At 66.2% G+C, this 21,815-nt stretch carries 20 protein-coding genes and 2 pseudogenes; 16 read left to right on the top strand and 6 right to left on the bottom strand.

The window, feature by feature from the left end; genetic code table 11:
* Positions 1–44: 44 nt before the first annotated feature.
* Both IPM80_00590 and IPM80_00585 read right to left on the bottom strand, forming a co-directional pair.
* Entirely contained in the window at positions 45–1,943 is a 1,899-nt protein-coding gene (locus tag IPM80_00590; protein ID MBK8956940.1) for an ATP-binding cassette domain-containing protein, read from the bottom strand.
* Positions 1,944–2,155: 212 nt separating this feature from the next.
* On the bottom strand, positions 2,156–2,839 hold the full coding sequence (locus IPM80_00585; GenBank protein MBK8956939.1) for a Crp/Fnr family transcriptional regulator: 684 nt from the start codon (positions 2,837–2,839) through the stop codon (positions 2,156–2,158).
* Positions 2,840–3,242: 403 nt separating this feature from the next.
* Here IPM80_00585 and IPM80_00580 point away from each other — a divergent pair.
* From IPM80_00580 to IPM80_00510, 15 genes and pseudogenes are all read left to right on the top strand, one after another.
* Positions 3,243–4,441: pseudogene (locus IPM80_00580) on the top strand (hypothetical protein).
* A gap of 36 nt (positions 4,442–4,477) precedes the next feature.
* On the top strand, positions 4,478–5,767 hold the full coding sequence (gene urtA / locus IPM80_00575) for an urea ABC transporter substrate-binding protein (GenBank protein ID MBK8956938.1): 1,290 nt from the start codon (positions 4,478–4,480) through the stop codon (positions 5,765–5,767).
* A gap of 95 nt (positions 5,768–5,862) precedes the next feature.
* Positions 5,863–7,495: pseudogene (urtB, locus tag IPM80_00570) on the top strand (urea ABC transporter permease subunit UrtB).
* Positions 7,496–7,498: 3 nt separating this feature from the next.
* The gene (urtC, locus tag IPM80_00565; GenBank protein MBK8956937.1) at positions 7,499–8,575 is read left to right on the top strand and encodes an urea ABC transporter permease subunit UrtC; all 1,077 of its coding nucleotides are present in this window, start codon (positions 7,499–7,501) and stop codon (positions 8,573–8,575) included.
* Positions 8,572–9,402: an urea ABC transporter ATP-binding protein UrtD gene (urtD, locus tag IPM80_00560; GenBank protein MBK8956936.1), complete on the top strand. Its 831-nt coding sequence runs from the start codon at positions 8,572–8,574 to the stop codon at positions 9,400–9,402. Before urtC ends, urtD begins: the two co-directional genes overlap by 4 nt.
* Positions 9,402–10,097, top strand: coding sequence for an urea ABC transporter ATP-binding subunit UrtE (gene urtE / locus IPM80_00555; GenBank protein ID MBK8956935.1), 696 nt, complete (start codon positions 9,402–9,404; stop codon positions 10,095–10,097). The genes urtD and urtE overlap by 1 nt, the downstream gene beginning before the upstream one ends.
* A gap of 32 nt (positions 10,098–10,129) precedes the next feature.
* Complete coding sequence (locus IPM80_00550) at positions 10,130–10,705, top strand: HupE/UreJ family protein (protein ID MBK8956934.1); 576 nt, start codon at positions 10,130–10,132, stop codon at positions 10,703–10,705.
* 3 nt (positions 10,706–10,708) lie between these two features.
* Entirely contained in the window at positions 10,709–11,545 is an 837-nt protein-coding gene (locus IPM80_00545; protein MBK8956933.1) for an urease accessory protein UreD, read from the top strand.
* Between the two features lie 19 nt (positions 11,546–11,564).
* Complete coding sequence (locus tag IPM80_00540) at positions 11,565–11,867, top strand: urease subunit gamma (GenBank protein ID MBK8956932.1); 303 nt, start codon at positions 11,565–11,567, stop codon at positions 11,865–11,867.
* A gap of 54 nt (positions 11,868–11,921) precedes the next feature.
* Positions 11,922–12,239 (top strand): urease subunit beta, encoded by a 318-nt coding sequence (locus IPM80_00535; GenBank protein MBK8956931.1) that lies wholly within the window; start codon positions 11,922–11,924, stop codon positions 12,237–12,239.
* Positions 12,236–13,939, top strand: coding sequence for an urease subunit alpha (ureC, locus tag IPM80_00530; GenBank protein MBK8956930.1), 1,704 nt, complete (start codon positions 12,236–12,238; stop codon positions 13,937–13,939). Before IPM80_00535 ends, ureC begins: the two co-directional genes overlap by 4 nt.
* A 13-nt stretch (positions 13,940–13,952) precedes the next feature.
* Positions 13,953–14,429 (top strand): urease accessory protein UreE, encoded by a 477-nt coding sequence (gene ureE, locus IPM80_00525; protein ID MBK8956929.1) that lies wholly within the window; start codon positions 13,953–13,955, stop codon positions 14,427–14,429.
* Positions 14,430–14,449: 20 nt separating this feature from the next.
* Positions 14,450–15,100 carry an urease accessory protein UreF gene (locus tag IPM80_00520; protein ID MBK8956928.1) on the top strand — a complete coding sequence of 217 codons (651 nt, stop codon included), beginning with the start codon at positions 14,450–14,452 and terminating at the stop codon, positions 15,098–15,100.
* Between the two features lie 32 nt (positions 15,101–15,132).
* A complete protein-coding gene (ureG, locus tag IPM80_00515) occupies positions 15,133–15,759 on the top strand; it encodes an urease accessory protein UreG (protein MBK8956927.1) in 627 nt (208 codons plus the stop codon).
* Positions 15,756–16,310 carry a hypothetical protein gene (locus IPM80_00510; protein ID MBK8956926.1) on the top strand — a complete coding sequence of 185 codons (555 nt, stop codon included), beginning with the start codon at positions 15,756–15,758 and terminating at the stop codon, positions 16,308–16,310. The genes ureG and IPM80_00510 overlap by 4 nt, the downstream gene beginning before the upstream one ends.
* 186 nt (positions 16,311–16,496) lie before the next feature.
* On the opposite strand, the gene pntB is transcribed toward IPM80_00510, so the two are convergent.
* Positions 16,497–17,882 carry a Re/Si-specific NAD(P)(+) transhydrogenase subunit beta gene (pntB, locus tag IPM80_00505; GenBank protein MBK8956925.1) on the bottom strand — a complete coding sequence of 462 codons (1,386 nt, stop codon included), beginning with the start codon at positions 17,880–17,882 and terminating at the stop codon, positions 16,497–16,499.
* 8 nt (positions 17,883–17,890) lie between these two features.
* A complete protein-coding gene (locus tag IPM80_00500) occupies positions 17,891–19,456 on the bottom strand; it encodes a Re/Si-specific NAD(P)(+) transhydrogenase subunit alpha (GenBank protein MBK8956924.1) in 1,566 nt (521 codons plus the stop codon).
* 205 nt (positions 19,457–19,661) lie between these two features.
* Here IPM80_00500 and IPM80_00495 point away from each other — a divergent pair, with 205 nt between their 5' ends.
* Positions 19,662–20,309 (top strand): pyridoxamine 5'-phosphate oxidase family protein, encoded by a 648-nt coding sequence (locus tag IPM80_00495; GenBank protein MBK8956923.1) that lies wholly within the window; start codon positions 19,662–19,664, stop codon positions 20,307–20,309.
* A gap of 96 nt (positions 20,310–20,405) precedes the next feature.
* On the opposite strand, the gene IPM80_00490 is transcribed toward IPM80_00495, so the two are convergent.
* Both IPM80_00490 and IPM80_00485 read right to left on the bottom strand, forming a co-directional pair.
* A complete protein-coding gene (locus tag IPM80_00490) occupies positions 20,406–21,206 on the bottom strand; it encodes a crotonase/enoyl-CoA hydratase family protein (GenBank protein MBK8956922.1) in 801 nt (266 codons plus the stop codon).
* Positions 21,203–21,814, bottom strand: coding sequence for a hypothetical protein (locus IPM80_00485; GenBank protein MBK8956921.1), 612 nt, complete (start codon positions 21,812–21,814; stop codon positions 21,203–21,205). The genes IPM80_00490 and IPM80_00485 overlap by 4 nt, the downstream gene beginning before the upstream one ends.
* Position 21,815: the final 1 nt, after the last annotated feature.

The raw sequence follows: 21,815 nt of genomic DNA, 5'->3' as shown, positions 1-21,815 counted from the left end.
GGCGTGGCGCCGCGTTCGGCGTGAGCGTGCGAATGAATTCGCACCTACGATTCGAGTTTCTCCAATGCTTCCTGCTTCTCCAGCCACTCGGTCTCCTGGTCCGACAACTGCTGCTGCAGACGGCCGCGCGTTTGCAACAGCTCGGTGAGCTCGGCCTTGCGTGGCGCTTCGTAGAGCGCGCCGTCGGCGAGGCGCCGCTCGACGTCAGCGAGTTCGTGCTGGGATTTCTCCATCGCCCGTTCGAGTTTCTTCACCGCGTTGCGCATCGGGGCCACCTCCGCGCGACGCGCCGCCGCCTCCTGGCGCGCCTGCTTGCCGCGCGCGGGCGTCGCGCCAGCGTCACTCGCTTCCGGCGGCGGCGCGGCATTATCGCGATCACGCTGCTGTTGGCGCTTGTGATAATCGTCGAGGTCGCCATCGAAGGGCTGCAGGCGCTCGTCTTCAATGAGCTGGAATTCATCCACGCAGTTGCGCAGCAGGTAGCGGTCGTGGGAGACCAGCACGATGGCGCCGCCGAACTCCTGCAGGGCCAGGGTCAGGGCCTGGCGCATCTCGAGGTCGAGATGGTTGGTGGGCTCGTCGAGCAACAGCAGGTTGGGCTGCTGCCAGGCCACCAGCGCCAGCGCCAGGCGCGCCTTCTCACCGCCGCTGAACGGACGGATAGGCGTCAGGGCCGCGTCGCCATGGAAATCGAAGCCGCCCAGAAAATTACGAATCTTCTGCTCCGAGGCTTCGGGCGAGAGGCGCTGCACGTGCAGCGCGGCGCTGGCATCGAGGTCCAGCACCTCGAGCTGCTGCTGGGCGTAGTAACCGATGCGCAGGTGCGTGCCCGGCGTCAGCACGCCGCCGAGCGGCGCGAGTTCGCCCATCAGGGTCTTGATGAAGGTCGACTTGCCGGCGCCGTTGGCGCCCAACAGGCCGACGCGCGAACCGGGATGCAGGTTGAGCTTGATGCCGCGCAATACCGTGCGGTCCGCGTAACCGACCGCGACATCGTTCAGGCTCAGCAGCGGATCGGAGACCTTGTCGGCCTCGAGGATGCGGAAGTCGAACGGTGAATCGACGTGGGCGGCCGCCACCGTCTGCATGCGTTCCAGCTCCTTCAGCCGACTCTGGGCCTGGCGCGCCTTGGAGGCCTTGGCGCGGAAACGCCGCACGAAGGCCTCGATCTCGGCCACGCGGCTCTGCTGGCGCAGGTACATCTGCTGTTGCTGGGCGAGACGCTCGGCGCGCTGCACCTCGAAAGCCGAGTAGTTGCCGCGGTACAGGCGCAACTGCTCGTGTTCGATGTGCGCGATGAGGGTCACCACCGCATCGAGAAAATCGCGGTCGTGGGAGATCAGCAGCAAGGTGCCGGGATAGCGCTTGAGCCAATCCTCCAGCCACTGCGTGGCTTCGAGGTCGAGATGGTTGGTCGGCTCGTCGAGCAGCAACAGATCGCTCGGACACATCAGGGCCTGGGCGAGATTGAGACGGATGCGCCAGCCGCCCGAGAATTCGCTCACCGGCCGCGCGCAGTCGGCCTGGCTGAAACCGAGGCCATGCAGCAGTTGCTCGGCGCGGTAATGGGCGTTGTAGCCGTCGATGTGATCGAGTTCGGCATGCGCGGCGGTGATGCGCGCATCGTCACCCGCGGCCTCGGCCGCCGCCAACGCGCGCTCATGGGCGCGCAGCTGCTGGTCGCCGTCGATCACGTAGTCGAGCGCACTGACCGCCGTGGCGACCACTTCCTGGGCCATGTGCGCGATACGCATGCCGCCCGGCAGGCGCACGTTGCCCTGGTCCGGGCCGAGTTCGCCCAGCAGCAGTTTGAACAGGGTGGACTTGCCCGTGCCGTTGCCGCCGGTGATACCGACGTGCTGGCCGTCATGGATGGCGAGGGTGGCGTTCTCGAACAGCAGGCGGCCACCACGCCGCACCGCTACCGCGTCTAGACTGATCATGTGGATTCGATTCTACCAGCCGCGACCGCGCTGCGGGCGCCGCCGAAGCCGTTTCCAAACCTATCGGCCTGCGAATGGGCGTAGCGAGCATGCCCGCGCGCAAGGAGCCGCGCAGCGAGCGACGAAGACATATCATTTGGATAGGCAAGGAGCGAGCGAGCACGCGACACCGCGCCCGGGCAGCGCAGTAGCCCAGTCGCAGGCCATGCACATCACCATTCGGCCGGCAGCTTGCGATGTATGACGATGCGATGGCGGCCCTGGGTCACGTAGCCACCGGTCTTGAGGTCGCTCAGGATGCGGCTGACCATCTCCCGCGACGCGCCGATGCGCGCGGCGATGTCCGATTGGGTCATGCGCCCTTCCACCACCCGCACGCCGTCCTGTTCCACCGCCAGTTCTTCCAGCATGCCGCGAAAGCGACCATAGACGTCCTGCAGGGCGAGGCTCTTGACGCGCTCGGTCAGCACTCGCACGCGGCTGATGAGTTTGTGCACCAGGTGCATGGCGAAGTCGGGATGGGTGGCGAAGAAGCTCTCCAGCGACTCGCGCGGAATGATCATGAAACGCGAGGGCTCCAAGGTCATGACCGAGGCTGAGCGCGGTCCACCGTCCAAGGTCAGCTCACCGAAGTATTCGCCCGGCCCTTGCACGTTGAGCGTGACCTCCTTGCCCTTGTGATCGGCGAGATAGATGCGCACCCGGCCCTCGAGAATGATGTAGATGGCGTCGGTCGGGTCGCCTTCGTTCACGATCACGCTCTGGCGCGGGTAGCTCTTGGTGATGGCGCGCTCGGACAGGGCAGCCAACTGGCTCGCATCGAGCCGAAAGGAAGGATGGGTCTTCGCGCTGGCCACTGCTGATACTCCGCTGGTTGGGCTGTTGCAGTTTAGCATCGACATCGTGCACCACCGACGCTCAGCGCACGGTCTTCGTCCCGGCGTTGATGCGTGCACGCTGACATCTACGTATTGCCCGCCGCACACGGCGTTCTCGCTTCTGGCCCCTCGCCGACAGCAGCCGCGGCCCACGCTTCCGCGCGGCCTTGCGCATCGCTCCATCGCGGTGCTGTCGCATTTGTCGCGACTGGTGCACCGCGCGTTGTCGCGTTCATCCCCATTATTGTGCGGCCGCGACGATATCGCTCTCCCGTAGTGCAGACGCACGCACGCACCATTCATCGCGAGTCATTAAACGGATGATTTTCATCGTCTTCGTTGCTTGGCACGAAGTTCGCAAAAGCCGACATGCCCGGACAGGCTCAATGCAAAGCACGATGACAGCGAAGGAGACTCCTAAATGACCAAGTGCAAAGAGCCCATAGCAGCGCTGATGACTGGCGCGCTGCTGTTAGGCGCGGCAGCGGCAAACGCGGGCGGCAAGATTGCCATCGATGACACCAAGTGGATCAGCATCGGCGCGGCCGCACGCGGCTCGTTCACGGCCATGGAAGACAATGCGCCGAACGGAGACTGGGGCACGGACTTCAACGCCGACAGCGCGCGCATCTATGTCAACGGCCAGATTCATCAATACATCAAGTTCGAACTGAACACCGAGTGCGTGTTCTGCGGCGGCCCGGGCGAGCGCTATCACCTGCTCGATGCAATCGCGAAATTCGAACTGAACCCTTATTTCAATGTGTGGGCAGGGCGCCTGCTGGTACCGGCCGAGCGCCAGGAATTGAACGGCCCCTACTATTCCACCACCTACGACGCCTACAAGACGCCGTTCGAGACTTCCGACTTCAGCGGCAGCTTCGGCAGCGGCGGCGCCGGCGTGTACGGCCGCGACCACGGCGTCAACGTGTGGGGCGCGACGGGCCCGGCGGCGCCCTGCAATACGTGTTCGGCGTGTTCAACGGCCTCGAGTCCTCGGCGGCCTTCGGTCCCAACCAGGATGACAACCTGCTCTACGCCGGCCGCGTCGCCTACAACTTCCTGTCGGTCGAGAAGAACCCCGGCTACTACACCAGCGGCACCTACTACGGCACCGGCGGCGACATCTTCACCGTCGCCATCGCCTTCCAGTACCAGGAAGACGGCGCCGGTTCGTTCCTGAATCCCGGCGACTATCGCAACATCAGCGCCGACGTCATCTTCGAGAAGGTGCTGCCCGGCAAGGGCGTGGTGACCTTCAACGGCGAGTACAAGAACTACGACTCCGACTACGACGTGCTGGCGTTCGCCGATGCGGACTGCTTCTGCCAGTTCAGCGGTGACTCGTTCTCGGTGGTCGGCCTGTACATGTTCCCGCAAATGATCGGCATCGGCCGCATTCAGCCCTACGTGCGCTACTCGGCCATCTACCCGGACGACAGCGCCGACCGCGATGAGATCGAAGGCGGCGTCAACTACATCATCGACGGCCACAACGCGCGCATCTCGCTGTTCTACCAGCACGGCGACATCGCGAGCAAAGGCCTGACCAACTTCGCGCCGGGCGCCAGCGGCGCAGACATCGACGCCATCAAGCTGGCCTTCCAGCTGCAGCTTTAAGCGCTACCACGTCACTAGAAACGAGGAAAGAATTCGATGAAATTTTCCATACGCTCCCTGCTGACCTCCATGGTCGCCGCCTTGGTGGTGTCGACCACGCCTGTCCGGGCTGAAGACACCATCAAGGTCGGCGTCCTCCATTCCCTGTCGGGCACCATGGCCATCAGCGAAACCACGCTGAAGGACACCATGCTCATGTTGATCGACGAGCAGAACAAGAAGGGCGGCCTGCTCGGCAAGAAACTCGAAGCGGTGGTGGTCGACCCGGCCTCCAACTGGCCGCTGTTCGCCGAAAAGGCCCGCGAATTGCTGGCCAAGGACAAGGTCGCGGCGGTGTTCGGCTGCTGGACTTCCGTGTCACGCAAATCCGTGCTGCCGGTGTTCGAGGAATTGAATGGCCTGTTGTTCTACCCGGTGCAGTACGAAGGCGAGGAGTCGTCGAAGAACGTGTTCTACACCGGGGCGGCGCCGAACCAGCAGGCGATTCCCGCCGTCGACTACCTCATGAACGATCTCGGTGTGAAGCGCTGGGTGCTGGCGGGCACGGATTACGTCTATCCGCGCACCACCAACAAGATCCTCGAGGCCTATCTGAAGGCCAAGGGCGTGGCCGCCGAAGACATCATGATCAACTACACGCCCTTCGGTCATTCCGACTGGCAGAGCATCGTGTCAGACGTCAAGAAGTTCGGCTCGGCCGGCAAGAAGACCGCGGTGGTGTCGACCATCAACGGTGATGCCAACGTGCCCTTCTACAAGGAACTCGGCAACCAGGGCGTGTCGGCGGCCGACATCCCGGTGGTGGCATTCTCGGTCGGCGAGGAAGAGCTGTCGGGCATCGACACCAAGCCGCTGGTCGGCCATCTCGCCGCCTGGAACTACTTCATGAGCATCGAAGATCCGGCCAATGCCGCCGCCATCAAGACCTGGCACACGTTCATCAAGAACGACAAGCGCACCTTCAATGACCCCATGGAAGCCCATGTCATCGGCTTCAACATGTGGGTGAAGGCGGTCGAGGCGGCGAAGTCGACCGACCCAGCGGCGGTGCAGAAGGCCATCATCGGTGTCGAGACGCCCAACCTCACCGGTGGCGTGTCGAAGATGCTGCCCAATCACCACATCACCAAGCCGGTGCTGATCGGCGAGATCCAGGCCAACGGCCAGTTCGAGACGGTGTGGAAGACCGAGGGCCTGGTGCCGGGTGACGCCTGGTCCGACTTCCTGCCGGACAGCAAGATTATCGAAGCCGATTGGACCGACAAGCTCAACTGCGGCAACTACAACACCGTCACCAAGAAGTGTTCGGGACAGAACTACAAGTAGGGTTTCCCCCACGTGACCCGCTGACCGCGCAAGGAATGCGCGGCCAGCGTGGCCACGGCCTTGCAACCGACCTATTCCAAGACCGTTCAGACCCCATGTTGCGTGTTTCATTCTTCAGCCCGTGCCGTGCCCTGCTCGCTCTCGCCCTGCTATGCGTGAGCCTGGCGTGCACCGCCACCGACGCCGACCTGCCGCTCGCCCAACTCATGGGCCTTGATTTCAAAGCCAAGACCGCGGCCATCACCACCATTGCCGACAGTGGCTCGCCGCGCGCCGCCGTCATCCTCGGCGCCCTGCTGGACGGCCGCCTGCTGATGCGCAAATCCGATCGTCGCATGGTCATCACCGCCACCACCGATGCCGAGACCGCCATCAGCGACGCCCTGGACGGCAGTGCGCTCGGCGCCGAACAGCTCGCCAATCTCAAGAAAGTCGTGATCAACAACCCGCTGCGCGTGGTGCTGCGTGGCGCACTGGCGAGGCTGTCGCTGGCCAATCCCGATCCCGCCGCGCGACGCGCGGCGGTCGAAGCGCTGGCCGGCGACGATACGCCCGCCACCGCCGCCGCGCTCGAACAAGCCCTGGCCAAGGAACAGGATGCCAAGGTGCGCCGCGCCATGAACGTGGTGCTGGCGCTCGCGAACTTCGGCCATGCCGACCAGGCGCAACGCCTGGCGGCGGTCGAGACCGTGAGTGGCAGCATGCTCGGCGAAGTACGTAATCGCCTCGCCGCGCTGTTGGCCAAGGATGCCGACGGCAAAGCCATGGAGCCGTCCATGGAAGTGCGCGTGGCGGCGGCGCGCGCGCTGCGCATGATCGACGAGCGACGCGCGCGCTACGAATTCATACAAACGGTGTTCTTCGGACTCAGCCTCGGCTTCGTGCTGGTGCTGGCCGCCACTGGCCTCGCCATCACCTTCGGCGTGATGGGTGTCATCAACATGGCGCACGGCGAAATGATGATGCTCGGCGCGTATACCACCTACGTGGTGCAGCAGGCCTTTCCGCACCACATCGAACAGTCGCTGGCGCTGGCCATTCCCGCTGCGTTCCTGGTCGCCGCCCTGGTCGGCATCGTCATCGAGCGCGGCATCGTGCGCTTTCTCTACGGGCGCCCGCTGGAAACCCTGCTCGCGACTTTCGGCGTCAGCCTGTTCCTGCAGCAGGTGGTGCGCAGCGTGTTCTCGCCGCTCAACCGCGCGGTGGCCACGCCGCAGTGGATGAGTGGCCAACTGCTGGTGGGTGATGCGCTGGCACTGACCTGGAACCGGCTCTACATCATTGCCTTCAGCGCGCTGGTGTTTCTCGCACTGCTGGCGCTGCTGCGCTTTACCGCGCTCGGCCTGCAAGGTGCGTGCCGTCGCCCAGAACCGCGCGATGGCGCGCGCCATGGGCGTGCGCGCGGGCTGGGTGGATGCCTTGACCTTCGGCCTCGGTTCGGGCGTGGCCGGTCTCGCCGGCGTGGCCTTGAGCCAGTTGACCAATGTCGGCCCCAATCTCGGCCAGTCCTACATCATCGATTCGTTCATGGTGGTGGTGTTCGGCGGCGTCGGCAATTTGTGGGGCACGTTGGTGGCGGGCCTTTCGCTCGGCATCGCCAACAAGTTTCTCGAGCCTTTCGCCGGCGCGGTGCTGGCCAAGATCCTGGTGCTGGTGTTCATCATCCTGTTCATACAGAAATGGCCGCGCGGACTGTTTCCGCAGCGCGGCCGCGCGGCGGAGGGTTGAGCGATGAGCGCACTCGCACGCATGCATCCCGACCGTTTCGTCTACGGCCTGCTGCTGCTGATGGCGGTGGCGGTACCGACGCTCAATCTCGGCACGGCGGAAACATCTTCGCTGCACGTATCGACCTACACCGTGACCCTGCTCGGCAAGTACCTGTGCTATGCCCTGCTGGCGCTGTCGGTGGACCTGGTGTGGGGCTTCGGCGGCATCCTGAGCCTGGGCCACGGTGCGTTCTTCGCGCTGGGCGGCTATGCGATGGGCATGTACCTCATGCGCCAGATCGGCGAGCGCGGCGTGTACGGCAATGCCGACCTGCCCGACTTCATGGTGTTCCTCAACTGGCAGGAACTGCCGGTCGCATGGTGGGGCTTCGAGAGTTTTCCCTACGCGATGGCGATGGTGGTGCTGGCGCCGGGCGTGCTGGCCGGCGTGTTCGGCTATTTCGCGTTCCGATCGCGCGTCACCGGCGTGTACCTGTCGATCATCACGCAGGCGCTGACCTATGCGCTGCTGCTGGCCTTCTTCCGCAACGAGATGGGCTTTGGCGGCAACAACGGCCTGACCGACTTCAAGGACATGCTCGGCTTCGATCTCGCCGCCGACGGCACGCGCAATGCGCTGTTCGTGGCCTCGGCGCTGGCCCTGGCGCTGGCCTACGCCGGTTGCCGCGCGCTCATCAATTCGAAGTTCGGGCGCGTGTTGGTGGCGGTGCGCGACGCCGAGAACCGCGCGCGCTTCATCGGCTACAAGGTCGAGCACTACAAGCTGTGGGTGTTCACCGCCTCGGCGATGCTGGCCGGCATTGCCGGCGCGCTCTACGTGCCACAGGTCGGCATCATCAATCCCGGCGAGTTCTCACCGCTCAACTCCATCGAACTCGTGATCTGGGTGGCGGTGGGCGGCCGCGGCACGCTCTACGGCGCGCTGCTCGGCGCCTTCGTCGTCAACTTCGCCAAGACCTATTTCACCGGCGCGCTGCCGGAGTTGTGGCTGTTCGTGCTTGGCGCGATGTTCGTGCTGGTGACCCTGCTCATCCCGCGCGGCATCGCCGGCTACCTGCGCAGGGAGCAATGGGCATGAACGCGCCGTCGACACCCGCCGCGGCGCCGACCTGGTGGGATGACTTCACGCGCGCCGGCAGCGACGCGGCTGGCATCTCGTCGCGCGTCGGCGAAGGCAACCTGTACGTCGAGAACATCACCGTCAGCTTCGACGGCTTTCGTGCATTGAATGAACTGACGCTCTACATCGAGCGCGGCGAACTGCGTTGCATCATCGGCCCCAACGGCGCCGGCAAGAGCACCATGATGGACGTCATCACCGGCAAGACCCGCCCCGACCGCGGCCGTGCGTGGTTCGGTCCGCGCCTCAACCTGCTGAAGATGAGCGAACCCGAGATTGCCGAGGCCGGCATCGGGCGCAAGTTCCAGAAGCCGACGGTGTTCGAACAATTGCCGGTGGCGACCAATCTCGAGCTCGCCATGCGCGCCAGCAAGGGCGTATGGCACAGCCTGCGCGCGCGCCTTGACGGCGCGGCCCTCGATCGCATCGCCGAGACCCTCGACCTGGTGGGGCTCGCCGCGCAGCGCGAACAGCGCGCCGGCGCCTTGTCCCATGGCCAGAAACAGTGGCTCGAGATCGGCATGCTGCTGATGCAGGAACCGCAACTACTCCTGATCGACGAACCGGTGGCGGGCATGACCCACCAGGAAACCGAACGCACCGCCGAATTGCTGGTGGCGCTGGCCGGCCAGCGCTCGGTGGTGGTGGTGGAGCACGACATGGACTTCGTGCGTTCCATCGCACGCAAGGTCACGGTGCTGCATGAAGGCCACGTGCTGGCCGAGGGCAGCATGCAGGACGTACAGAACGACCCGCGCGTGCGCGAAGTCTACCTGGGGGCGTGATGCTCACGATCAGCAAACTCAACCAGTTCTATGGCGAGAGCCACACGCTGTGGGATCTCGACCTCGAGGTGGCGAGCGGCGCCTGCACTTGCCTGATGGGCCGCAACGGCGTCGGCAAATCGACCCTGCTGCGCTGTGTGATGGGGCTCGAAAGCGTGCGTGACGGCGACATGACGCTGGACGGCGTGGCGCTGGCCGGGCAGCCGGCCGAAAGCCGCGCGCGTCTCGGCATCGGCTACGTGCCGCAAGGCCGCGAGATCTTTCCGCGCCTGACGGTGGAAGAAAACCTGCGCCTCGGCATCACCACGCGCGGCGGCCACGGCCACGCGGCCCTGGCGCGCGTCTACGAAATGTTCCCGGTGTTGAAGAAGATGCTGCGCCGTCGCGGCGGTGACCTGTCGGGCGGTCAGCAGCAGCAACTCGCCATTGGCCGTGCGCTGGTGCTGGAGCCGCGCCTGTTGATTCTCGATGAGCCCTGCGAAGGCATACAGCCGAACATCGTGCGCGAGATTGGCGATCTCATCCTGCGCTTGAATCGCGAACTGGGGCTCACGGTACTGCTGGTTGAACAGAAGCTGCCCTTTGCGCGGCGCGTGGCCGATCGCTTCTGCGTGATGGACAAGGGCCGCGTGGTGGCGAGTGACGCCATGGACCAATTGAACGACGAATTGGTGCGTCAGTACCTGTCGGTCTGATGTGTCGTTTCATTTCCAGGAGATTCATGTCGATGTCATTCAAACTCACGCACACCCCGGCCCTGCTCATCGGCCTGTTGGCCGCGCCCCTGGCCGAAGCCCATCCGCTCGCCGCCCATGCCGCCGAATGGCAGGCTTTCATCCATCCTTTCCTTGGCCTCGATCATGTGCTGGCCATGCTGGTCGTCGGCGCATGGGCGGCGCTCACCACGTCGGCGCGTCGCCTGCTGCCGCCGCTCGGCTTCGTCGGCGGCTTGATGGCGGGCGCCGCGCTCGGCGCCGGTGGCGTGCCGCTGCCGGCGGTCGAGACCGGCATTGCGCTCAGCGTGGTGTTGCTCGGCCCGCTGGCGGCGCGCGAGGCGCGGCTTCCGGCGCTGGCCTGCCTGCTCGTCAGCGCCGTGGCCGGCATCTTTCACGGCCACGCCCACGGCAGCGAACTCGCGGGCCTGGGCTGGGCGGGCGCCTGGTTCGTGCTCGGCTCGGTGCTGCTGCACGCCGCCGGCTTCGCCATCGCAACGCGCATCAACGACGGCCGCCATGCGCGCGTGCTGCGCGGCGCCTTGAGCGCGAGCGGCGTGCTGGGCCTCGCCCTGGTGTGGATGGGCTGAAGCTTGAGCGTCGCCGCCACCACGCTGCCGTGGCGCGCCGAACTCGCGCTCGAGTTCGCGTTGCGCGGTGCGCGCACGCGCCTCACCGCGCAGCGTCATAGCGGGCCGCTGCTGGTGCAGCGCCCCTTCCATCCCGAAAGCGCCGACGTGTGCCACGCCTATCTCATTCATCCGCCGGCAGGCATCGTCGGCGGCGATGAATTGCATGTGACGGTCACGCTCGCCGCCGGCGCGCAGGTGCTGCTGACCACGCCCTCGGCCACGCGCTTCTATCGTTCCAGCGCGCAGGTGTCGCGCTTGACGCAGCGCTTCGCGGTGGAAGACGACGCCTGCCTGGAATGGCTGCCGCAGGAGAACCTGCTGTTCGAGGCCGCGCGTGCCGCCATCAGCACGCGTATCGATCTCGCACCGCGCGCGCGCTTCGTGGGTTGGGAACTGTTGTGCCTCGGCCGGCCGGCCTGCGGCGAGGGCTTCGCGCTGGGCAGCGTCGATCAGCGCATTGCCCTCTACCGCGACGGCTCGCCCGTGTTGCTCGAACGTCTGCGCCCCGCGCAAGGTCGCGCCCTCGATGCCGATGGCGCCGGCCTGCGCGGCCATGCCGCTTCGGCCACGCTCATCGCCAGCGGCGCCGACACCGCCCATCTCGACGTCGCGCGCGCCTGCCTGGCGGCGACGCCATCGACGCTCGCCGGCGCCACCTTGCTCGAAGACCTGCTGGTGTGTCGCTTGCTTGCGACGCACGTCGCGCCGCTGCGCACCCTGTGCGAACGCCTGTGGAGCGCCCTGCGCCCTACCCTGCTGGCGCGCGAAGCCCACGCGCCTCGTATCTGGTCAACTTGAATCACGAGTGGAATGAAGCATGGATCTCCTGCCCCGCGAACGCGACAAGCTGCTGTTGTTCACCGCCGCGCTGCTGGCCGAGAGGCGGCGCGCACGCGGCCTGAAATTGAATCACCCGGAAGCGGTGGCGCTGATCAGCGCCGCCATCCTCGAAGGCGCGCGCGACGGGCGCACGGTGGCGGAACTGATGACGCTCGGCCGCACGGTGCTCAGCGCCGACGACGTGATGGCGGGCGTGCCCGCCATGATCCACGACGTGCAGGTCGAGGCGACGTTTCCCGACGGCACCAAGCTCGTGACCGTCCATGACCCGATCGTCTGACGAACCCATGCCGGAGAGCCGCAAGTGATAGCTGACGCCATGCCTGCCGGAGAATTGATTCCCGGCGAACTGTTGCCGGCCGACGGCGATATCGAACTGAACGTCGGTCGCGCAACGCTCGACATCGAAGTCGCCAATACCGGCGACCGACCGATACAGGTCGGCTCGCACTACCACTTCTTCGAAACCAACCCGGCGCTGGCCTTCGAGCGCGCGGCGACGCGCGGCTATCGCCTCAACATCGCGGCCGGCACCGCGGTGCGCTTCGAACCGGGCCAGACGCGCCGCGTGCAACTCGTCGCCTTCGGCGGCGCGCGCAAGGTCTACGGCTTTCAGGGTGCGGTGATGGGTGCCCTGGAGGACGCCTCGTGAGCCGCCTCTCGCGTCGCGCCTATGGCGAACTCTACGGCCCCACCAGCGGCGACCGCCTGCGCCTGGCCGACACCGCGCTCGTCATCGAGGTCGAGCACGATCACACGCTGTACGGCGAGGAAGTGACCTTCGGCGGCGGCAAGGTCATCCGCGATGGCATGGGTCAGAGCCAGTACGACAACACCCGCGCGGTCGATCTCGTCATCACCAACGCGCTCATCGTCGACCACTGGGGCATCGTCAAGGCCGACATCGGCGTGCGTCATGGCCGCATCGTCGGCATCGGCAAGGCCGGCAATCCCGACGTGCAGCCGGGCGTGAGCATCATCATTGGCCCGGGTACCGAAGTGATTGCCGCCGAAGGGCAAATCGTCACGCCCGGCGCCATCGACAGCCATATCCATTTCATCTGCCCGCAGCAGGTGGACGAGGCGCTGATGTCGGGCGTCACCACCCTGCTCGGTGGCGGCACCGGCCCGGCCACCGGCACCAATGCCACCACCTGCACGCCGGGGCCCTGGTACATGGCGCGCATGCTGGAAGCGGCGGAAGGCCTGCCCATCAACTTGGGCTTTCTCGGTAAAGGCAATGCCAGCCTGCCGGCGGCGCTCGAAGAACAGGTGGCGGCGGGCGCCATCGGCTTGAAGCTGCACGAGGACTGGGGCACGACACCGGCCGCCATCGACAACTGCCTGGCGGTGGCCGACAAGCACGACGTGCAGGTCGCCATCCACACCGACACCTTGAACGAGTCGGGTTTCGTCGAGCACACGGTGGCGGCCTGCAAGGGCCGCGCCATTCACACCTACCACACCGAGGGCGCCGGCGGCGGCCATGCGCCGGACATCATCAAGGTGTGCATGGAAGCGAACGTGCTGCCGTCCAGCACCAACCCCACGCGGCCCTACACCATCAACACCATCGACGAGCACCTCGACATGTTGATGGTCTGCCATCACCTGTCGCCATCGATCGCCGAGGACGTGGCGTTCGCCGAATCGCGCATTCGCCGCGAGACCATCGCCGCCGAGGACATCCTGCACGACCTCGGCGCGTTCTCCATGATCTCGTCCGATTCCCAGGCCATGGGCCGCGTCGGCGAAGTGGTGACGCGCACCTGGCAGACCGCGCACAAGATGAAGGTGCAGCGCGGCGCGCTGGCCGGCGACCCGGCGCGCCACGACAACGGCCGCGTGAAGCGCTACATCGCCAAGATCTGCATCAATCCGGCCATCACCCACGGCATCGCCCATGAAGTGGGCAGCATCGCGGTCGGCAAGCTCGCCGACCTGGTGTTGTGGAAGCCGGCCTTCTTCGGCGCCAAGCCCAGCCTCATCGTCAAGGGCGGCATGATCGTGGCGGCGCCGATGGGCGATGCCAATGCGTCCATTCCGACCCCGCAGCCGGTGCATTTCCGGCCGATGTTCGGCGCTTACGGCGGCGCGCTCGGCGCGACCTCCATGACTTTCATTTCGCAGGCGGCCGCGGCGGCCGGCGTGCCGGCAAGCCTGGGATTGAAACGCCTCGTCGGCGTGGTGGCCAACACGCGCCGCATCGGCAAGGCCGACATGGTGTTGAACGACGCGCGGCCGCACATCGAGGTCGACAGCCAGACCTACGAAGTGCGCGCCGACGGTGAACTCCTGACCTGCGAACCCGCCGCGGTGCTGCCGCTGGCGCAACGCTATTTCCTGTTTTGACGAAGAGCCCGCCATGCAACGCCTGATACAGAAACTCACCGGCCCGGCGACCTCGGTCACTGATTCGCTGACGCTGGCTTTCGAGCAGCGACAGAAAAGCCGCCAGCGCGTGGTGCTGGACAGCCGCCGCGAGGCGGCGCTGATGTTGCCGCCCGGCACGGTGCTGCGCGATGGCGACCTGCTGCGCGGCGAAGATCACTCGGTGGTACGCGTGCAGGCCGCGCCGGAAGCGGTGATGACGGCGCGCACCAGCGATCCGCTGCGCCTCGCGCGGGCCTGCTATCACCTCGGCAATCGTCACGTCGCCATCGCGGTGGGGCCAGGTTGGGTGCGCTGCCTGCGCGACCACGTACTGGCCGACATGCTCGAACAACTGGGCTTGAGCGTGGTCGAGGAAGCGGTGGTGTTCGAGCCCGAAAGCGGCGCCTACGCGGGCACCGCGCTGGCGGCCGGCCATGGCCACGCGCACGGCCATGGGCACGCCCATTGAACCGCGGCGTGTCCGCCTTGATGCGTTGCATGCAGCTCGCGAGCCCGAGCCTGCCGATAGGCGCCTACGCCTATTCCCAGGGTCTCGAGATGGCGGTCGAGCTTGGCTGGGTGAAAGACGCCGCCTCGCTGGCGGCGTGGCTGCGTGATCAGCTCGAACAGGGCCTGGGCGCCGTCGACATCCCGCTCTACGCGCGCCTCCATGAGGCCGCCGCACACGGAGATGTCGAGACCATGACGATGCGCAGCGCGGAACTCATCGCGCAACGCGAGACGCGCGAACTGCGCGCCGACGACTGCGATCGCGGCCTGGCGCTGGCGCGCCTGTTGCGCGATCTCGGTGTCGAGCACCTGCCCTTGCCGGCGGGCCGCAAGGTGCCGCTCGCGGCGAGCTTCGCCTGCGCGGCGGTGCACTGGCTGGTGCCACGGGACAGTGCCGCCGAGGCCTATGCCTGGGCGTGGCTGGAAGGCCAGGTGCTGGCGGGCGTGAAGCTCATTCCGCTCGGGCAAGTGGCCGGCCAACGTCTGCTGTGCGAGTTGCTCGAGCCCTTGAGCCGCGCCGTGGCCATTGGCCTCACGCTCGATGACGACGACATCGGCGGCAGCCTGCCGGCGCTCGCCATGGCCAGCGCCTTGCACGAAACCCAGTACACCCGACTGTTCCGTTCCTGATGCGCGCAAGCGCTGAACCTGAGGAAATACCCATGTTGAATCCCCTGCCACGCAACAAGCCGGTGCTGCGGGTCGGTATCGGCGGGCCGGTGGGCTCGGGCAAGACCGCGCTCATGGACGCCCTGTGCAAGCGCCTGCGCGACGACTACCAGATTGCCGCCGTCACCAACGACATCTACACGCGCGAGGACGCCGAGTTCCTGATCAGGAGCCAGGCACTGACACCCGATCGCATCGTCGGCGTCGAGACCGGCGGCTGCCCGCACACCGCCATCCGCGAAGACGCGTCCATGAATCTCGCCGCCATCGAGGAGCTCTGCACGCGCTTCCCGGATCTCGATCTGGTGCTGGTGGAAAGTGGCGGCGACAACCTCGCCGCGACCTTCAGCCCGGAGCTAGCCGATCTCACCATCTACGTCATCGACGTCGCCGAGGGCGAGAAGATCCCGCGCAAGGGCGGGCCCGGCATCACGCGCTCGGATCTGCTGGTCATCAACAAGATTGATCTCGCGCCCCATGTCGGCGCGTCGCTGGAGGTCATGGAAAGCGACACCCGGCGCATGCGCGGCACGCGCCCCTATGTCTTTACCAACCTGCGCGAAGGCCGTGGTCTCGACACCATCGCCGAGTTCGTGATCCGCGAGGGGATATTGAATTGAACACCTGGCTCGATACCGGGCGCCGCGCGGCGCTGCTGGCCTGTGGCTGTACCCTGGTCTTGCTGAATGGCTGTGCCGAAGTCACGTTCAAACGCGGCGCCGGCCCCGCTCAGATGCAGGCCACCGAACAGGCCTGCCGGGCGCAGAGCGCCGACGTGGAAGCCTACAAGGCGTGCCTGAATGCGGCGGGCTTCGTCTACGCCAAGCCGAGCGGCGACGCAGTCCTGTTTGCCGAGCAAGCGCAAGCCAGTGACGACATCGCGGTGACTCACGCGGCGCCGACCATCAGCGTGGCAGCCGCGGGCCGCGCGGGTGAGTCCATACCCCAGGCCGCCAAGCCGACGGCCACGCCACCCGCCGACCCGCTGAAGAAATTGACGGTTGCGAGCTGGTGGAAACTCGGCGGCACCGCCGGCGGCCTCGAAGCCGACCAGGCCAGCTGCGGCACGACGCTCGGCGATGCCCACACCGTCGCGCCGAACGCCAAGGTGGTGACGGTCGGCATGCTGCGTTGCCTGAAGGGCAAGGGCTGGTTCGCGGTGGGAAGGTGAGGTCGTGGCTGGCGCCTCGCGGTGGGCGCGGATGTCAGACTGAAGTCTGACCCACAAATGGAAGGAGAGACACCTGTGGGTCAGACTTCAGTCTGACGATTCCAGATTCAAGCAAGAACTCGGCGCCACTTCGGTTCGCGAAGACCGACACGAGGGCGCGACCGAGCTCGCGCCCTCGCAGGCAACTCAGCACGGCAAGGCCTTCAACCCCGCATCCAGGCTCTGCTTGGCATCGCCGAACAGCATGCGGGTGTTGTCCTTGAAGAACAGCGGATTGTCGACGCCGGCATAGCCGCTCGCCATCGAGCGCTTCATGACGATGGCGGTCTGCGCCTTCCACACCTCCAGCACCGGCATGCCGGCGATGGGGCTGTTGGGCTCGTCCTGGGCCGAGGGATTGACGATGTCATTGGCGCCGATCACCAGCACCACGTCGGTGGACGCGAAGTCTTCGTTGATCTCGTCCATCTCCAGCACGATGTCGTAGGGCACGCGCGCTTCCGCCAACAGCACGTTCATGTGGCCGGGCATGCGGCCCGCCACCGGGTGGATGGCGAAGCGCACGGTCTTGCCGCGATCGCGCAGGTTCTTGGTGATCTCGTACACCGTGTTCTGCGCCTGGGCGACAGCCATGCCGTAGCCCGGCACGATCACGACGCTCGACGCTTCGCGCAGCAGCTCGGCGGTTTCTTCCGGGCTCAAGGGATTGACCTCGCCCTCGATGGCCGCCACCGGGCCACCGCCCGATGAACCGAAACCACCGGCGATCACCGACAGGAACTGGCGGTTCATGGCGCGGCACATGATGTAGGAGAGGATCGCGCCGCTGGAGCCGACCAGCGCGCCGGTCACGATCAAGAGATCGTTCGACAGCATGAAGCCGGTGGCCGCCGCCGCCCAGCCGGAATAGCTGTTCAGCATCGACACCACGACCGGCATGTCGGCGCCGCCGATGGCCATCACCATGTGCACGCCGAAGGCGAGCGAGATGAGCGTCATCACGATCAGCGGCAAGGCGCCGCCGCCGTGGATGAAACTCGAACCCAGCCACACGCAGGCGAGACCGAGCCCCAGGTTCAGCCAGTGTCGCCCCGGCAGGGTCAACGGCTTGCCGTCGATCTTGCCGCGCAGCTTGCCGAAAGCGACCACCGAGCCGGTGAAGGTCACGGCGCCGATCAGGATGCCTAGGTAGATTTCGACCTCGTGGATGGTCTTCTCCGCGCCTTCCATGTCGCCGGTGCCGCCGACATAAGTGGCGTAACCGATGAGCACGGCGGCCAGGCCGACGAAGCTGTGCAGCATCGCGACCAGTTCCGGCATCTCGGTCATCTGCACGCGCTTGGCGGCGATGAAGCCGATGCTGCCGCCGATCAGCATGACCAATATCAGGATGGCCATGCCGCCGGCGGTGACCTCGGGGCCGAGCACGGTGGAGACGATGGCTATCAACATGCCGGCCATGCCGTAGGCATTGCCGCGGCGCGCGGTTTCGGGATTGCTGAGACCGCCGAGGCTCAGGATGAAGAGCACGGCGGCGATGATGTAACTCGCGGTGACGATTCCGGTTCCCATGGCTGCCTCTACTTCTGGAACATGCGCAACATGCGCTGGGTGACCAGGAATCCGCCGGCGATATTGATGGTCGCGAGCAGGATTGCGGCCGCCGACAGCAGCGTGATCATGAAGCCCTCGGTCGAGATCTGCAGCAGCGCGCCGATGACGATGATGCCGCTGATGGCATTGGTCACGCTCATGAGCGGCGTATGCAGGGCCGGCGTCACGTTCCAGATCACCTGGTAGCCGACGAACACCGCCAGCACGAACACCGTGAAGTGCGACATGAAGGCGGCCGGCGCGACGCTACCGATGCCCCACATCGCGAGCGCACCGACAATCAGCACGATCAGCGTCGACATCGGGTTGGCGGCCGGTGCGCCGTGACCATGGCCGTGCGCCTTGGGCGGCGGCGCGGCGCTCTCGGTCTTCTTGGGCGCGGCGGACAGGGTCGGCGGCGGTGGCGGCCAGGTGATGGCGCCTTCCTTGATGACGGTCGCGCCGCGGATCGCTTCGTCTTCCATGTTGATGACGATGTTGCCGTCCTTGGCCGGCGACAATTCGGTCAGAAGATGGCGCAGGTTGGTGGCGTAGAGCTGGCTCGATTGGGTGGCGAGACGGCTCGGCAGATCGGCGTAGCCGATGATCGACACGCCATGGCGCACCGCGATCTCGCCCGGCACGGTCAATTCGCAGTTGCCGCCCTGCTCGGAAGCGAGGTCGACGATGACGCTGCCGTTGCGCATGCTCGCAACCATCTCGGCGGTGATGAGCTTGGGCGCCGGCTTGCCGGGAATGAGGGCGGTGGTGACGATGATGTCGACTTCCTTGGCCTGCTCGGCGAACAGCGCCATTTCCGCCTCGATGAACTCCTTGCTCATGGTCTTGGCGTAGCCGCCGGTGCCGCTGCCCTCTTCCTTGAAGTCGAGCATCAGGAACTCGGCGTCCATGCTCTCGACCTGCTCCTTGACCTCGGGGCGGGGGTCGAAGGCGCGGACGATGGCGCCCATGCTCTTGGCCGCGCCGATGGCGGCGAGGCCGGCAACGCCGGCGCCGATGATCAGCACCTTGGCCGGCGGTACCTTGCCGGCGGCGGTGATCTGGCCGGTGAAGAAGCGGCCAAACACGCCGGCCGCTTCGACGATGGCGCGATAGCCGGCGATGTTGGCCATCGAACTCAGGGCGTCCATCTTCTGCGCGCGCGAGATGCGCGGCACGCTGTCCATGGCCAGCACGTTGGCGCCGGTGGCGGCCAGCTTTTCCATGAGTTCGGGGTTCTGGCCCGGCCAGATGAAGGAGATCAGCGTCTGCCCGGCGCGCAACAGCTCCGCTTCGTGGCAACCGAGGGTGGGATGCGCCTGCGGTGCGCGGACCTTGAAGATGATGTCGGCTTCGCTCCACAGGCTGCGCGTGTCGGCGACCAGCGTCGCGCCTGCTTCGGCATAGGCTTCGTCGGCATAACTCGCGGCGGAACCGGCGCCGGCTTCGACGCTCACTTCGAAGCCGAGCTTCGTCAGTTGTTTGACGACCTCGGGTGTGGTCGCGACCCGGCGTTCGCCGGCGTGCACTTCGCGTGGCACGGCGATTTTCATCTGCACTCTCCTCTGGTTGGGCAAGGGCGATGCCGCATGCGGGGCCGAGCCCGCGCGGCCGCTCGCCGTCGTACCGAGTAATATGGTCGGTTTCCAGTGTGCGCTGCAATAGGGGTCGGACAAACAATCCCGGCGTGGCTCCCTGCCACGCATGTCGCTGCGTTATATTCGTCGCCTGTCAGCGTATGTCCCGAGGAGTCAGTGCATGTCCGGTCCAGCCCCCAAGGTCTTCACCTCCACCGAACAATTGCAGGCCTTCATCGGCACGCCGATCGAACTCGCGGTGCGCAAGGCCATCCCCCATCTCGACCGCCATTGCCGCGCCTTCATCGCGCTTTCGCCCTTCGTGTCCATCGGCACCGCCTCGGCCGACGGCCGTGCCGACGTCTCGCCGCGCGGCGATGCGCCGGGCTTCGTGCAGGTGCTGGACGACAACACCTTGTTCATCCCCGACCGGCCCGGCAACAACCGCCTCGACACCATGCGCAACATCATCGAGAACCCCAACGTGGGCCTGCTGTTCATGGTGCCGGGATTCGAGGACCTGCTGCGCGTCAACGGCCGCGCCCACATCGTGATCGACGACGCGCTGTTGTCGCAGGCCACGGTCAACGGCAAAACCCCGCGCGTCGGTATCCGTGTGGCGGTCGACGAGGCCTACCTGCACTGCGCGAAGGCGGTCAAGCGCTCCAAGCTGTGGCACGAGTCAAGCAGGCAGGATCGCAAGGCTCTGCCCTCGCTCGGCAAGATGATCCTGGAACAGACCGCCGCGCCCGACGCGCCGCCCACCGCCGAAGTGGTGACCCAGGTCGACGAGTTGATCGAAGAGAATTACCGCACCGGCTTGTATTGAGGATTGTCGCGCCGGAAATGCAAGATGTCAGACTGAAGTCCGACCCACGGAGAATGCTTAAAAATTGTGGGTCGGACTTCAGTCTGACATTCGTTCCTAAAGATCATCGAACTTGCCGTGCCGGCCACGCCCGCCGCTGAAGCGCGTGGCGCCGGCGATGCCTTCGGCCTTCAGCACCGCCTTGCTGTTCCACCATTCGGCGCGCAGCGCGTCGGCTTCCGACAAGCCCTGCTGCAGGTACACCGAGCGGCGATCGGCACGCACGCAAGCCTGCGGAAAGCGTGCGATGTCGGCGGCCAGGGCTTCGGCCGCCAGCCGCGCACTGCCATCGGGCACCACGCGCTCACAGGCGCCGATGCGCAAGGCTTCCTCGGCCGTGACCTTGCGCCCCGTCAGGATGATGTCGAGCGCGCGCCCTTCGCCGACCAGGCGCGGCAGTCGCACCGTGCCGCCATCGATGAGGGGCACACCCCAACGCCGGCAATAGACGCCGAAATAGGCGCTCTCTTCCATCACGCGCAGGTCGCACCACAGGGCCAGTTCGAAGCCGCCCGCCACCGCTGGACCGGCGACCGCCGCGATCACCGGCTTGGATAGCGCGAGGCGACTCGGGCCCATCGGCCCACGTGGCATGGCCTCGCCGTCAGCGCCGAAATCGAATTCGGCGAGCGGGTCGTCGCGGCCCACCAGGCTGCTCGCCTCCTTCAGGTCCCACCCGGCGCAGAACGCACCGCCTTCGCCCCAGAACACCGCGACGCTGGCCTCGTCGTCAGCGTCGAAGGCCAGGAAGGCGGCGGTCAGCGCTTCGGCGCTGGCCGGGTCCATGGCATTGCGCGCCTCGGCACGGCTATGGATGACGGTGGTCACGGCACCGTTCTTTTCCACTCTCACGCTCATCGCATCGGCTCCTGTTCGGCGACCATAAAAGCCCGGTCGCAGCTTGGTTGGGCGGCGCCCGCGCGCTCCGCTCCCAGCCAGCGCCGCTGTTCAAAATCGAAACAGGGGCGCGCCAGGGGCGGCACTTCGACATAGCCGAGGCGCGCACGGGGCGCCTGCTGGCGGTAGATGAACTGGTTGAAGGCCAGTGTGTATTTGGCACGCGGCACGGCGGCGATGTAACGCGGCACCAGCGCGTCCAGCGCCAGCGGATAGCGCCCCTGGCTGGCGTGGTAGAGATCGATGGCCTCGATGAGACGCGCGGCGCGCTGTCGCGCCAGGTGATTGTTGAGGTTGATGGTCGCCATGATCGCGACCGCCGTCGCGCCGAACAGCAGCGCGAGGCGCAGCGTCGGCCACGCATCGCGCCGTACCTTGCTCAACAACAGCGCCTTGGGCACCAACCAGCCAAACACGGTCATCAGCAGCAGCGCCGCCAGCAGGCCTTGCTCCAGCAGCAAGGCGTCGGCGGCGAACAGCATCAGCGCGGCGTAGAGCGCCGGGTGGCGCCACCAGCGCACGCGTGTCGGTGACTTCGGCGGGTTTCGCGACACGGCGACGCGCGACATC

Source organism: Pseudomonadota bacterium (assembly GCA_016719885.1).
In the GTDB taxonomy this organism is placed as follows: Bacteria; Pseudomonadota; Gammaproteobacteria.
Note: the sequence above shows the minus strand (reverse complement) of the source record. Positions and strands in the feature narration are given on the sequence as shown.